This window comes from Hymenobacter swuensis DY53, from assembly GCF_000576555.1.
GTDB classification, from domain to species: domain Bacteria; phylum Bacteroidota; class Bacteroidia; order Cytophagales; family Hymenobacteraceae; genus Hymenobacter; species Hymenobacter swuensis.
Window position 1 is genome coordinate 4,873,390 of the sequence record NZ_CP007145.1, and the last position, 14,430, is coordinate 4,887,819.

A 14,430-nucleotide genomic window follows, 5' to 3' on the forward strand; every position below is an offset into this window, starting at 1 on the left:
CAAAATCTGTGCTTTAATTTTGATCCGCCAGCGAATTTACGCTCGGTCTTTGCAGACGAGTTTCCCACCCCACCCTTAGTACCCTATGGACTTTCAGCTCACCGAAGAACAACTGGCCGTGCAGGCCGCAGCCCGCGAATTCGCACAGACCGAACTGTGGGCCGGCGTGATTGAGCGCGACGAACACCAGAAGTTTCCTGCCGAGCAAATCAAGAAGATGGGCGAGCTGGGCTTCATGGGCATGATGGTAAGCCCCGAGTACGGCGGCGGCGGCATGGATACAGTGAGCTACGTATTGGCCATGGAGGAAATCAGCAAAGTGGATGCCTCCTGCTCCGTTATTATGTCGGTGAATAACTCACTGGTATGCTGGGGCTTGGAGAAGTATGGCACCGAGGAGCAGAAGCGCAAGTATCTGCCCCGCCTGACCTCCGGCGAAATCATCGGGGCTTTTGCCCTCTCGGAGCCCGAAGCCGGTTCGGATGCCACCAGCCAGCGCACCACCGCCGAAGACAAAGGCGACTATTACCTGCTGAACGGTACCAAAAACTGGATTACTAACGGCACCACGGCTTCCGTGTACCTGGTTATTGCCCAGACCAATCCTGAGCTGAAGCACCGCGGCATCAACGTGCTGATTGTGGAGAAGGGCATGGAAGGCTTCCAGACGGCCCCCAAAGAAAACAAGCTCGGTATCCGTGGCTCCGATACCTGCTCGTTGTTGTTCACCGACGTGAAAGTGCCCAAGGAAAACCGCATCGGCGAAGACGGCTTCGGCTTCAAGTTCGCCATGCAGGTGCTGGCCGGCGGCCGGATTGGTATTGCCGCGCAGGCGCTGGGCATTGCCTCGGGTGCGTATGAGTTGTCGTTGAAGTATTCCAAAGAGCGTAAGGCCTTCGGCGTGCCGATTTCGCAGCATCAGGCTATCCAATTCAAGCTGGCCGATATGGCCACGAACATCGACGCCGCGCGGTTGCTATGCTTGCAGTCGGCCCACGATAAAGACGCCCATCAGGATTATGCCAAGTCGGGAGCCATGGCCAAGCTGTTCGCTTCGAAGGTGGCTATGGACACGGCCGTGGAGGCGGTGCAAATCCACGGGGGCTACGGTTTCGTGAAGGAATACCACGTGGAGCGCATGATGCGCGACGCCAAAATCACCCAGATTTACGAGGGAACTTCCGAGATTCAGAAAATTGTAATCTCGCGGGAAATCCTCAAGTAATTGGGGAATAGCCTAAAAGTCAGACGTATTGCACAAAACCCAGTCATTAATTGACTGGGTTTTGTGTTTGTGTGAATTTTTATATGTTATTTTGCATTACATAAGTCCGGGGTGCTATTTACCGGCCACACCAGAGTAACCTCAACCGCCCGCCAAAGATGGAAGATTATAATAAAGTGATAGAGTCGCTGGGTGTTCGCTACATCAAAGCGAAAAACCTGGTATTACAGCAGCCGTTCACCGTCCGTAATTCCTACGACGTCGGTAATAACCTGATTCTGCTGCATAAAGGTCGGTTGTCTTTCGGCGACGAGGAGCAACTGGTAGAGGAAGGCGAAATGCTCTTTATTCCCGGCGGCCGTGCCACCAAGGTGACCTACGGTGAGCCGTCGAGCAAGAGCATCACCAACGACGACCTGATTACCAATAAGGACAAGTTCTTTCACTCCAATTCCGACCTCGACCTCATCGGCGACGCGGAGGAAAGCCACTCGTTCGTGAGTTTTGAGGCCAAGGTGTTTGATTCGGTAAACTTCTTTGCTTCCCTGGATGTACCGGCGTTCCTCATTACCGGCAACTCCAAGCTGGCGAATCTGGTGATTAAGGTGGTAGAAGAAAGCCTGCAGGAACTGCCCGGCCGCGAGCGGCTGATTACGATTTACACCGAGAATATTGTGGTGGAAATTGTGCGCTACATTCTGAAAAACAAGATGTTCGTGGAGCAGCTGGCCACCAACAGCACGTACTTCAAGGACCCGCGCCTCATCGACCTGTTCAACTACATCAAGGAGAACATCGGCGGCGACCTGTCGAACAAGGTGTTGTCGGGCGTGGCCAACGTGAGCGAGGACTATGTGGGTCAGTACTTCAAGATGCTCACCGGCATCAACCCGCAGGATTACATCGAGTACCAGCGCATGGAGCGCGCCGTATTCCTGCTGCGTACCACCAAGAAAAGCATCCGTGACATCGGCAAAGAGGTGGGCTATAAGGACACCGCCTACTTCTGCCGCCGTTTCAAGATGATGTTTGGTATTCCGGCCGGTAAGATGCGGCGCCGTGAGTCGGCCATGAACATCTAAGTAAGGATTTCCTTTCATCACAGATTTAGTCGGATTAAGCCGGATTCTGTAGACAAGTCTGGTCCAATTTACTAGACAGCAAAACGCCCCGCAGCCAAGCTGCGGGGCGTTTTGCTGTCTAGTGTACCTATACCGGATAGGTGACAAGGAAAACAAGGTATCGGATATTGATTAGCTGACTTGTCGTCTTCGGCCCTAATGCACGGAGCCTCCCACAAAATCCGATGAATCAGCCTCAACCCGTGAAAATCCGTGTTCCTGATTGAACAGGCGAACTGTGCGTGACATTTCGGACAGGAAGCTAGGGTCCTTCTCAATCTGGTTGCCGATGACAATGACATCGGCACCGGCCTGGAGAGCGGCTTGGGCCTTCTCCGTTGTGTTAATACCGCCACCTACTATCAGCGGCACGTCCACGGCCTGGCGTACGGCCCGGATCATGGCCGACGAGACGGGATACATAGCACCGCTGCCACCGTCAAGATACATCAGGCGCAGCCCGAGCTGCTCACCGGCCATGGCCGTGCAGGCTGCAATAGAGGGCTTGTCGTGGGGTAGGGGCGTGGTACCGCTGATGTAACTGGCGGTAGTTTGACGTCCGGTATCTACCAGCATGTAGCCCGTGGGCAGTATCTGGAGGTTGCTCTGGCGTAGCAGCGGCGCGGCAATAACGTGCTGCCCGATCAGGAAATCGGGGTTTCGGCCTGAAATGAGGGACAACAACAAAATGCCATCGGCCTGATCATCGAGATGGAGGCTGTGGCTAGGAAACAGGAGCACCGGCACCGTTGAGTGGCTTTTGATAAAACGAATGAGGGCATCCTGACGTGCTGTAAGCACCAGGCTGCCTCCCATAAAAAAGTAATCAACGGTGTGTTGTTCACTCAGCTCAAGCAACTGCCGGCAGCCATCTTCGTCCAGGTTATCGGGGTCGAGTAATACGGCCAGTGACTTTTGGCCGTGCTTTCGGCGGTTACTTAAAGCATCATGCAGGCTGGTGAGGCGCATCCGCGTCGTCGTGGTGGTAGGTAAACTCAATATCCCGGGTTTCCGGTTCGGTCTGAGTCGGGCCGGAAGACGCAAGGTCGGGATTTTTGAGGATTGGCAAATACTCGCCTGCCTTCTTTGCCACGTAGGCCATCAGGACAGCTGAGGCCTGCGCTACCAGCAGCTTGCCGGTATCTGACTGCAAAAACGACTTGACGGCCGAAGCTAGGATAGAAGAAGCCTCCGAAGACTTTGGCTGCGGCTCGGCGCGATAAGCAGATGTGGTAAGAGCCGAGGAACTCGTTGCGGCCGAAGTTGGCTGGAATGGGTCGGCATCGGTATGGTACACGTCCGGCGCAATATCGGCACGCTCCGAAGCGGGGGCAGTGTGCGTACGGCCCCGGTCATACTGGTGGTGGCCGGAGCCAAAACCCAAGTCATCGGCCACGGCCGTATCGACGGTGGTAGTAGCCAGTGGTCGGCGCGGGCGCGGCGTTTTTAGCTGGTGGCGGGCGTATTCGTCGGCGTGGGCCAACTCCTTTTTGCGTTTGCCGCTACCAAAGGCCTTGCTCAGCAGCCAGATGCCACCCAATACGCCTGCCCCAATGGCCACGTACTTGCTCACCTCCTGGGTTTTGGCTTTGATTTCTTCCACGTCGCCGATGAGGGCGCGCTCGTATTCCTGCTTCTGACGCTCCAGAAACTCTTTCTCGTCCTCGAACAGGGGATTATGCAGATCGGCCATAAGAAGCTTATGCTTGGCGTTTGTCGGATTTGTAAATGGTATTGTTCAGCAGTTTGTCAGCCAGTCCCTGGAAGAGTTTCTTATCGATACCGACCACGAAGACGATGAGTAGCACCAGATAAAAGGCCGCCACAATACCGAAGCCCCAATACGGGCTATCCAGCACATCGTTGAGCAGCAACGCCAAAAACAGATTCAGGAAGACGAAAAATAGCAATCCGATGGCCGCTAGCGTAACGCCATGCACGGTGCCTACAAAGGCGACTTTCGCTTTTTCCTGTGCTTCGAGGCGTACCAGATCAATGCGCGTATCGAGGTAGCCCATCAGATTACCCATCAGGTTATCGGTGCGGGGCGTTTTGGAAGCGTCTTCTTCAGTGGAGAACAAGCCCATAGGGGAGAATATTTGCGGGAAACAATGTTACAGGTTTGGGGCGCGCAAAACTAGGGCACCACCGGTTTAGCAGTAGCCCACTCATACGGAAAAGGTGGCCGCGTGTCTGAAAATTGCCGTACTTTTACTATACACCGTTTTACCGTTGAGTCAGAATCATTATCAGGTACTAGGGGTTTCTGCTGCTGCTTCGCCCCACGATATAAAGCTGGCGTACAAGCGGCTGGCGGTGCAATATCATCCCGATAAGCACGGCGGCAATACGCTGTACGAGGAGCTTTTTAAAGCAGTAGCCGCCGCGTATCATGTGCTGGGGAACCCGGACCGGCGGCTGCAGTACGACTACCAGTTACAGGTGGCCGCCCGCCGGGCCGAGGAAGCCCGCCGTCAGCAGGAATTCCGCAATCAGGGTCAACGAGTATACGGGGTGCCGATGCCGCCGCCCGCGCCATTGCGTACGCGCCGCCCGGCCGGAGCCCACGAGCGGCACTATCGGCCCATTCCGCGCCAGAAAACGGTTTTCACCCGCCGCGACTACTGGATGGCTGCGCTGCTGATTGCGGGGTTTCTGCTCTTTATCGTGTCGGTGAAAGTCACAATGGACCACGTTTCCGGAATCCGCAACTACGAGCGGGGCTTGGGGGCGTACAAGCAGCAGAACTGGGAAGGAGCACACAGCTATTTCACCGATGCGCTACACTTTAAGCCCGCCTACAGCCCCGCGTTGCAGCGGCGTGGCCGAATTGAGCAGCTTATTCACAAAGACTACGCTGCCGCCGAGAAAGATTTCCGGGCGGCACTGCCTGGGGCGGTCAGGAACCAGCAGGGCCGGCTGTGGCTGCGTATTGGGCAGTGCCAGGCGGCCCAGGGGCAAGCCAGAACGGCCCAGGCCGCGTATAGCCGCGCTTTGGCACTGGACAGCACGCTGGCCCGGGCCTGGCTGCTGCGTGGGGAAGACCAGCTATTTGCCCGGAACGAGTTTGAAACGGCTGCGCGCGCCTTCAGTCAAGGCCTGCATCACGAGCCAGCTGCTTCCCGGCTACGCAGTCGGCTGCTCACGTTTCGGGGTCTGGCTTACTACAAGCTAAAGCAATACGATGCTGCTCGCCGCGACTATTGGGAAGTGTTGGAAATTATGCCCCGTAGCGGGCAGGTGTACTTTCTGCTGGGCCGGCTGGCCCAGCAGGAGCAGGACCGGGAGCACGCCTGCGAGTATTTCCGCCGGGCTGTGGTGCAGGGCTACGGGTTTGCCCGCGCCGCCCGCGACACTACCTGTGCCGGCCGCTAGGTGAGCGTACTGGGCTGCCAGTCCGCGGCGGCGTCGGGGAAGAAGGCTGCTACCAACTCCGGGAAGGAGCTAGGGCGGCTGGCGGCAAACACCGGGTAGTGGAAGGCATCGAGCTTGTGAAGCAAGTGTACCAGCTGGTGCCGCTCGGGGCCGGTGAGGTTGCCGGCCGCCATGTGGGCCACTTGGCTCATGCGGCCCAGCACCTGAAACAGCAGCCCCCGTCCCGCTTCCGTGATGCGCAATAGCTTCCGCCGCCGGTCGGTGGCGTGGGGCTCCTCCGTGATAAGAGCGTTTTTTAGCAGCCGCTTGATGACCTCGGTGCCTGTGGCCTTCTCGTGGATGTTGCGGGCGATGATGTCGGACTTGGTGAGTGGGCCACCGGTGTAGAGGGCAATGAGGTAGGTGAAATCGTCGAAGCTGGCGAGGGGCGTATCGGCTAGGGCCTGCCGGGCGTAGCCGCGCACGTAGCGGTATACGAACGTGAGCAGCTTGGTCAGCAACGACTCCACGGTTTCGTGCTCGTTGGGCGCAGTGCGGGCCGCCGCGTAATCGGGTGTGGCTGGCTGGGCCGGCGCGTGCAGCTGTAGCCACTCGCCAAACCCAGCTGTGCTGGGCGTTGGAGTGCTTTGTTGATAATCAGCCAGCAGCGGAAGAAGTTCTTGCAGCAAGTCGTATTGCATGCCTACTCACGAAAGGGAAGGGAGAATTCAGGAAGCAGTTGCCTTGCGTCACCTTGGTAGACAGGCAGAAGATAGATAAAAGTATGAAAACATTTTTTATTCGGAATTAATAAGTATGTTTATCAACTAAAAAAGTATGTTTGTGGGGAGTTTGGGTCGGAAAACATCCTTTTAAGTAGCCAAATGAGATACGCTTTACCAATAACGTGGGCCACGGCGGCCGTCTTGGTTAGTGCCAGCATAGTCCAGGCCCAGACGACGGGCGTGGTGAGCGGCGTGGTGCGGGAGCGGGGCACGCAGCAGCCGCTGCCCGGCGCCACCGTGCTGCTGGAAGGTACCCAGCTGGGCACCAGCACCGATGAGAATGGCCGCTTCCGCCTCGCGGGCGTGCCCACCGGCAGCTACAACGTGCGCGCTACGCTGATTGGTTACCAGACCGATACGCGTTACAACGTGAACATCACGTCCGGCAACGACAACCTGCTGAACCTGGAGCTGCGCCAGGGCCAGGAACTGCAGGAAGTGGTGGTAACGGCCAACCGCGCCATCCGAGTGGCCACCGCCGAAACGCCGTTGAGCGTGCAGCGGCTCAACGTGGAGGAAATCAAAAGCAACCCCGGCGGCAACTTCGACATATCCCGCGTTATCCAGTCGTTGCCCGGGGTGGGGGGCACGGCCGGTACCGGCGGCTTTCGCAACGACATCATCATCCGGGGCGGGGCCCCCAACGAAAACGTGTACTACCTCGACGGCATCGAGGTGCCCGTCATCAACCACTTTGCCACCCAGGGCTCGGCGGGCGGGCCGGTGGGAATCCTCAACGTGTCGTTTATTGAGGATGTGACGCTGAGCTCCTCGGCCTTCGAGGCGCGCTACGACAACACCCTGAGCAGCGTGCTGCAGTTCCGGCAGCGCGACGGCAACCCCAACCGGGTGCAGGGCAACGTGCGCCTGAGCGGCACCGAGCTGGCCGGCACGCTGGAAGGTCCGCTGGGGCCCAACACCACGTTCCTGGCCTCGGTACGCCGCTCCTACCTGCAGCTGCTGTTTAAGGCCCTCGACCTACCCATCCGGCCCGACTACTGGGATTCGCAGTTCAAAATCACCCACAAGCTCAACGACAAAACCACCCTCACGGCCCTGGGCCTGGGGGCTCTCGACCACTTCGAGCTGGGCGTGCCCCGCAACACCTCGGCCGACAAAGAGTACCTGCTGCGCTCCACGCCCACCTACGACCAGTGGAACTACACGCTGGGCCTAAGTTTGCGCCGGCTGCTGCCCAACGGCTACCTCAATCTTGCCCTCAGCCGCACCCAGCTCTATAATAAAGTGGATCTGTTTGAGGACCGGCAAATCGGCGACGAGACGAAGCGCGTGCTGCGTACCCGCTCGGGCGAGCAGGAAAACAAGCTCCGCCTCGACGTAAACAAAACCCTGGGCCGCTGGACGTACAGCTATGGGGCCGTTACCCAACTCATCGGCTACGACAACGACTTCCGTAACCGTCTGCGCCGGGAGGTGCTCGATGCCAGCGGCAACGTGGTACAGCCCGCCGTAAACGTGGCTTTCCGCACCGATTTGCAGCTGGTACGCTTCGGGGCCTTCGTGCAGGGCACCCGCCGGCTGCTGCCCTCCGAGCGGCTCACCGTATCGGCCGGGTTGCGCACCGATGGCAACTCCTTCACCGACGACGGCCGTAACCTGCAGCGTACCCTCTCACCGCGGGTATCGGCCTCGCTGGCCCTCACGCCCCAGCTGAGCCTGAACGCCTCGGTGGGCCGTTACTACAAGATTCCGCCCAGCACCATCCTGGGTTTTCAGGATAACAGCGGGCAACGGGTGAACCGCTCGGCGCGCTACATTGGCAGCACCCACTACGTGGCCGGCCTGGAGCTGGTACCGCGCCCGGCCACCCGCATCACGCTGGAGGGCTTCCTGAAACGCTATGACCATTACCCCGTTTCGAGACGCGACGGAATTTCATTGGCCAACCTGGGCGGCGACTTCACGGCGTTGGGTAACGAGGCGGTTAGCAGTACGGGCAAGGGCCGGGCTTTCGGGGGCGAGTTCTTCGTGCAGCAAAAGCTGACCAAAAACGTGTTCGGGGTGCTGTCGTACACGGCTTTCCGCAGCGAGTTTACTGGGCAGGACGGGGTGTACAAGCCCTCGGCATGGGATACGCGCCACTTGGTATCGGCGCTGCTGGGGCGCAAGTTCGGGCGAGGCTGGGAGCTGGGCCTGAAGTACCGTTACTCGGGCGGAGCCCCCTATACGCCCTTCGATGAGGATGCTTCCCGCCTCAACTACGCCAGCCTGGGCACCGGCATCCTCGACTATTCCCGCCTCAATACCCAGCGCCTGGGCAGCTTCCAGCAGCTCGATTTCCGGCTCGATAAAAAGGTGAACCTGCGCCGCGTGACGCTGGATTTCTACGTGGATATCCAGAACGCGCTGCTACAGAAAGGCGCGGCCTACCCCCAATACACCTTCCAGCGCACCGATGACAACACGGCCTTCCTCACCACCAACGGCCAGCCCTTACTCCCCGACGGCAGCAACGCCCGCCCCATTCTGCTCGCCAACGACGACGCCCAGGTAACGCCTACTATTGGATTCATCGTGGAGTTTTAGTGTAACGGCCGCCGGCGTGCCGGTACTACTGGCCAAGTAGCAGCTGAAAATGCAAAAGGCCCTTTCCGCGTCCGGTAAGGGCCTTTTTGGGCACAAAAAATGATGGCTAATAATTCTTGATTTGGGGCATTGTACTCACACAACACTCCACTAATAGTACTCAAGTAGAAGGTAATTATACCGTTTCAACTACAGGACAGCCATTGCCGTAGTTACCCCTAAGCCCTGTCCGAAAAAGTTTCACTTATTTATCCCACCATACTGGGGTCGTCAGTAAATCAGGGCCTTGATGGCTGACAGCCTGCAGATAGGATACGGAATTAAACAGCCGCTCCGATAGGGGGTAGCGCAGGCGCAACGGTACCTGGCCAGTGGTTTCGCCTAGGTTGGAAATGGGCTGCAGCACCGGGAAGCCCGTGCGGCGGTACTCGGCGTAGGCCTCAAATCCGTTGTGGCCAAACAGGGAAAGCCACTTCTGGGTGATAATCAGCTCCAGAGCCCGGCCCAGCTCAAACTGCACCCCGGGCTGCCGCAGGTACTCATCCTGGGCAGCGGGGGCGTTGATGCCCGCCTGCTGCAACGCTTCCCGCACGCCAGTGGTGTACCACTGCTCGGCCGTGCCGGTGGCATCCCATCCGCGTAGGCAGGCTTCGGCCCGCAGAAAGCACACCTCTGCGTATGTGAGCAGGTTCTGGTCGTGGGCTGGGTTACTGAAGCGGGCCCCGGCCAGACTGAAGTTGCTGGGGTTGTACTGCGGTAGCGTGAGTTCCGTAGCCGAAAGGCCGTTGGGCAGTCCCGCTAGGCTGGGGTTGGCATCGGAAACGGGGGCTACGTACACCGCCAGGCGCGGGTCGTGGAGGCGGCGTAGGTAGCTGACCAGCGTAGCACTCACGCGCGAGTCCTTGAACAGGAGTACTACTGCCAGCGGATTCTGGGTGATGCGGATGCCTTCACCCGTATTGCGCATCACGGCCGATTCGGCGGTGCTGCTCATTACGCCAGACGCCAGCGCGGCCCGCACCTGCTGCTCGGCCAGGGCCGGGGCCACGGCCGACAGCCGCATGGCCAGGCGCAGGCGCAGCGAGTTGGCGAAGTGGCGCCAGCGCCGGTTGCTGGTCACGGCATCGGGAGCGGGATTGGCGGCCCGGGGGTTGGCATACAGCAGGTCAGCCGGTCCGAAGTTCTCGGCTTGCGTGTCGTCGAGGGCAGCCTCGGCGGCCGTCAGTTCCCCCATCAAGTCGTGGTAAATGGCCTCCTGCCGGTCGTAAGCTGGTTGCACATTGGCCCCGGCCCCGGCAAAAGCTTCCGTGTAGGGCACATCGCCCCAGTAATCAGTGATGCGCTGGAACAGAAATGCTCGCCAGATCCGGGCCTGGCTCAGGCGGTTTACCTGGGTTGGGTCGGGTTGCAATAGCCGAATGGCCTGCTGCAAATCCATGCCGAAGCCTGCGTAGAAACTGGCCCAGAAGGTGCTGGACCAAGTATCATTGCTTTCGTACCGGTCGGTGTTGAATTCCGGCTTGGCATTGGCGAAAAACTGTACCCACATGTTGGCGTGCAAATGCTCGCCCACCTGAAAATCGTTGTCGTAGAGGGCCCCGTATTTAAGCGCCCGGGCAAATAGCTGGTCGGGCGTGGCGTTGGCGGCCTTGGTGGGGTCAGTATTGATTTCCTCGAACCGGTCGGTGCAGGAGGGGGCAAGCAGTAACCCCAGGCCCAGAGCCAGCCGGCCGGCGGCCCGTCGGAAATCAGCGGTAGAAGAACGGCTCAGCATACGCGGGGTACCAAACGTTAGAAATCCAAGATTAGGTGATAACCCAGCGTGCGGCTATTAGGGTAGCCGCCCGATTCCAGGCCCTGCGCCCGGCTCAGGTTGTATCCCGACTCGGGGTCGAAGCCCCGGGTGGCCCGGTATAGGAAGGCCACGTTGCGGGCCACCAGCGAAATGCTGGCTCCCCGGAGCCGGCCCATGCGGCTGGCCAGGGCGGTAGGCAGTTGATACGTAAGCGTCAGTTCACGCAGCTTCACAAAGGAAGCGTCGTACACGAATGGCTCCGAAAAGTTGGCCAGGCGGGCCCAGTATTGCTGCGGGTTCACGTAGCGGCTGCTGGGCGAATAGGTATTATCTGGGTTGAGCTGTACGCCTTCCACCAAAAGCCCGCCGGTGGCTACCCAGTTAGCGGCAGATACGCCAGCCGCCAGCCGGGCGGCCTCAGAAGCGTACCAGTCGGCCCGGCCGGGCAGCGTCCGACGGTCATTGCCGAACAGGGTGGCCTGCTGCTGCGAAACGGAGTAGATCTGGCCACCCCAGCGGGCGTCCAGCAAAAGTCCCACCTGAAACTGTCGGTAGCTGAGTTGGTTGTGCAGTCCTCCAAACCATTGAGGCTGAAAATTGCCGAGTCGCTCAGCCGGGCCCGGTAGGCTAAGGGGCAGCCCATTGGCATCTACCAGCAGCTGCCCATCGGGGGCGCGGCGCAGGCGGGTACCGTACAGGTCACCGAATGGTCGGCCCACTTGGGCTACCACAGCCACATTGTTGCTTTCGGTTCCCAACTGATATACTTCGCCGCCCTGATTCAGACTCCGAACTTCGGAACGGTTTGTGGCCCAGTTCAGCGTAACGTCCCAGCTCAGCCGTTGGTGAAGTGGGGTTACCGTCGCCACTACTTCCAGCCCTTGGTTCTGAATATTCCCCGCGTTGATCAGCTGGGTGCGGAAGCCGGAGGAGGCTGCCAGGGGTACGCTGGTTACTTGGTTATAGGTATTGGTGCGGTATACCGTAACATCCAGCGAGGCCCGGTTACGGCCAAAGCGCATTTCGGAGCCCAGTTCCACGGCCTGGGTGAGCTGAGGTTTTAGGCGGAGCGTGGCCAGCTGGTCCTGCAACGTGGCAAACGGCTGGCCCAAGTGTGCCGTGCCCACGCCCGGCCCGTTGGGTATGCCGGAGGTGGTCAGATCGTACTTGGTGGTGAGTTCATAGGGCCCGGCCCCTTTGCCCACCCGGGCCCAGGAGGCCCGCAGCTTGCCCAAAGTCAGCCAGCTCGATTTCCAGCCCAGCAGCTCCGTGTAGCCGACGGCCAGGGAAGTACTCGGGTAAAAATACGACCAGTCGCCACGCGGCAGCGTCGAGTCCCAGTCGTTACGGCCCGTTGCTTCCAGGAATACAGCGTTGCGAAAATCTAGCTGGGCCCGTCCGAACAACGACTGCACTTCAAACCGGGAGAAGCCATACACCGGCGTGGCGCTGGCTACATTATCAAGCCGGAACACATTCGGCCGCACGAAGCCCAGGCCGGTTACGCCCTGGTTTTCCATGCGTTTCTGCAGCAGGTTGCCAAAGGCTTCCCCAGTGAGCACCCAGTTGACACCCAAGCGTTGCCGGGCGTGCAGGATAAAGTCGAGGTTGTCTTCCCGCATCGTCAGCTCCGATTCCGAAAGACCGCCCCGGTCGGGTGTGGCCGTGGCGTTCCAGGAAGTATAGCTGGCGTACCGGTAGCCCAGGTCGGAGCGGTACCGGTCGGTGCCGGCGCGCAGCTGTAGCCATAACCAGTCGGCAAAATCATAGCGTACAGCTACGGAGCCATTGAGCCGGTGCTGGTTGGCAAAGTTGGTATTCAGATAGGCGGCCCAGTAGGGATTCTGGCGGCTTGTGGTGGTTGAGGTGGTCCCCTGGTTCTGGTTCCAGAGAATAGGCTGTAGCGTCAGCGGATTGCGGTACGGCTGCAAATCGGCCAGATCCACACTGCGGGGCAAGTGCTGAAACTGGCTCATCACGTTGTCGGGGTTCACACCCAGAGTCGGCCGGTTAAAGGTGCGTGCGTACACGTAACTTGCCTTCACCTCCACCGATAGGCGGCTGGATATGTTAGTGGATCCCTTTACCGTGAGGTAGTTGCGGGCCAAGCGGCTGTTAGGGTAAGTGCCCCGGTTGCGCAGGTCCGTGGCCGAAATGCGCAGGGTACTACGCGCCGTACCGGCCGACAGCGCAACGGTGTTGGCCGTGGTGTAGCCCAGTTGGAAAAAGTCGCGCACGTTGTTGGGCTGAGCGGTGAAGGGCTTTATTGCGCCGTTCCAGTGCTTTACCAGCTGCCCTTCCATGCGCGGCCCCCAGCTTCCAATATTTTCCCCGGCCGCTTCCACCTGCGGGTATCCTTCCGGGGTAAGCACCGGCTGGCCACGGGAGTCACTTAGGAACCGCCCCTGCGTGCCTTGGCCGTATTCGTTCTGGTAATCGGTCAGTACCTGCGCCCGGTCGAAGGTTGTATTGGAGCTGACAGTCAGGCCCAGGCCACGCCGGCCTTTTTTGGTGGTGATAAGCAGGACGCCGTTGGCGGCGCGGTTGCCGTATAAGGCCGCCGCGTTGCCGCCCTTCAGTACCGAAATATTATCAATGTCCTCCGGGTTGACTACTGACAGGCCGTCGCCTGAATCGTAGCCACCCAAGCGCGTGGCCTGCAGGGCGTTGCGGTTATCGATGGGTACCCCGTCCACCACAATCAGCGGCCGGCTGTCGCGGGTGAGGGAGGTATAGCCCCGGATGATGATGTTGGTGGAACCCATCGGGCCCGAGCCGCTACGGGTAATGTGTACGCCTGCCAGCTTGCCGCTGGCCGCGTTGATGAAATTTGGCTCCCGGGCTACGGTCAGCTGCGCACCGGGCAACGCCTGTACGCTATACCCCAGCGCTTTACGCTCCCGGGCCAGTCCGAAAGCCGTTACAACGACTTCCGTCAGGGGGCGCAGTTCGGTTTGCAGCCGTACCTCCAGCGGGGTGCGGTGGTCTGGCCGTACTTTCTGCGCCGTAAAACCCATAGAGCTAACCACCACCACTGAATCGGTAGGGGCCAGGACCAGCGTAAATTCCCCGGCCGCCGAGGCTGCTGTGCCGCGCGGCGTGCCTTGCACCACCACGCTGGCTCCCGGAAGCGGCGTGCCGGTTTCGGCATCCAGCACGCGTCCGCGCAGGGTATAAGTGCCACGGCTTTCGGCCGGGAGGATAGGAATGGGAGAGGCACTCGGCGGCCCTTGGCGGGTAACGATAATCTGGCGGCCAATCAGCTGGTACGTGAGCCCCAGTGGCTGCAATACTTTGATCAGGGCCTGTTCCAGCGGAACCTTGAAGAAGTCCGCGCTGATGCGCTGGTTGCCGTTTACCTGGCTATTGCTGTACACAAACGTGTACTGGCTCTGTCGCTCCACTTCCCGCAGCACAACGGAAACTTCCTGATTGGAAAGGTGGAGGGTAATAGTGGGCTGCGGCGTCTGGGCGACCAGTAAGGTTGGTATCAGCAGCAACCCGGTTACCAGGCTCAGTTGATAATGGCCCACCATCCTTACCTGCAGGGCCTGGCACTTCATACGGTGGTACTAGGACGAATGAATCGGCGAGCGTAAAAAT

General features: G+C 59.5%; 10 protein-coding genes. 4 read left to right on the forward strand and 6 right to left on the reverse strand.

The window, feature by feature from the left end:
- Positions 1-85 precede the first annotated feature (85 nt).
- Complete coding sequence (locus tag HSW_RS22120; RefSeq protein WP_044003935.1) at positions 86-1,225, forward strand: acyl-CoA dehydrogenase family protein; 1,140 nt, start codon at positions 86-88, stop codon at positions 1,223-1,225.
- A gap of 158 nt (positions 1,226-1,383) precedes the next feature.
- On the forward strand, positions 1,384-2,307 hold the full coding sequence (locus HSW_RS22125; protein ID WP_044003936.1) for a helix-turn-helix domain-containing protein: 924 nt from the start codon (positions 1,384-1,386) through the stop codon (positions 2,305-2,307).
- A gap of 195 nt (positions 2,308-2,502) precedes the next feature.
- On the opposite strand, the gene HSW_RS22130 is transcribed toward HSW_RS22125, so the two are convergent.
- Genes HSW_RS22130 through HSW_RS22140 form a run of 3 tightly spaced genes read right to left on the reverse strand, consistent with a single transcriptional unit; the run spans position 2,503 to position 4,433 of the window.
- Positions 2,503-3,315 carry a geranylgeranylglyceryl/heptaprenylglyceryl phosphate synthase gene (locus HSW_RS22130; RefSeq protein WP_052346751.1) on the reverse strand — a complete coding sequence of 271 codons (813 nt, stop codon included), beginning with the start codon at positions 3,313-3,315 and terminating at the stop codon, positions 2,503-2,505.
- Positions 3,293-4,039 (reverse strand): hypothetical protein, encoded by a 747-nt coding sequence (locus HSW_RS22135; RefSeq protein WP_044003937.1) that lies wholly within the window; start codon positions 4,037-4,039, stop codon positions 3,293-3,295. Before HSW_RS22135 ends, HSW_RS22130 begins: the two co-directional genes overlap by 23 nt.
- 7 nt (positions 4,040-4,046) lie before the next feature.
- The gene (locus tag HSW_RS22140; protein ID WP_044003938.1) at positions 4,047-4,433 is read right to left on the reverse strand and encodes a phage holin family protein; all 387 of its coding nucleotides are present in this window, start codon (positions 4,431-4,433) and stop codon (positions 4,047-4,049) included.
- Between the two features lie 145 nt (positions 4,434-4,578).
- On the opposite strand from HSW_RS22140, the gene HSW_RS23280 reads away from it, so the two are divergent.
- A complete protein-coding gene (locus HSW_RS23280) occupies positions 4,579-5,721 on the forward strand; it encodes a J domain-containing protein (protein WP_052346752.1) in 1,143 nt (380 codons plus the stop codon).
- Here HSW_RS23280 and HSW_RS22150 read toward each other — a convergent pair.
- Positions 5,718-6,401 carry a MarR family winged helix-turn-helix transcriptional regulator gene (locus HSW_RS22150; protein WP_052346753.1) on the reverse strand — a complete coding sequence of 228 codons (684 nt, stop codon included), beginning with the start codon at positions 6,399-6,401 and terminating at the stop codon, positions 5,718-5,720. The two genes, HSW_RS23280 and HSW_RS22150, sit on opposite strands and share 4 nt — an antisense overlap.
- A 183-nt stretch (positions 6,402-6,584) precedes the next feature.
- On the opposite strand from HSW_RS22150, the gene HSW_RS22155 reads away from it, so the two are divergent.
- A complete protein-coding gene (locus HSW_RS22155; protein WP_052346754.1) occupies positions 6,585-9,032 on the forward strand; it encodes a TonB-dependent receptor in 2,448 nt (815 codons plus the stop codon).
- A 244-nt stretch (positions 9,033-9,276) separates the two neighbouring features.
- Here the strand turns inward: HSW_RS22155 and HSW_RS22160 are convergent, their stop codons facing one another.
- Together HSW_RS22160 and HSW_RS22165 are read right to left on the reverse strand one after the other, a co-directional pair.
- Positions 9,277-10,806, reverse strand: coding sequence for a SusD/RagB family nutrient-binding outer membrane lipoprotein (locus tag HSW_RS22160; protein WP_044003942.1), 1,530 nt, complete (start codon positions 10,804-10,806; stop codon positions 9,277-9,279).
- Positions 10,807-10,823: 17 nt separating this feature from the next.
- Positions 10,824-14,390, reverse strand: coding sequence for a SusC/RagA family TonB-linked outer membrane protein (locus HSW_RS22165; RefSeq protein ID WP_044003944.1), 3,567 nt, complete (start codon positions 14,388-14,390; stop codon positions 10,824-10,826).
- Positions 14,391-14,430 lie beyond the last annotated feature (40 nt).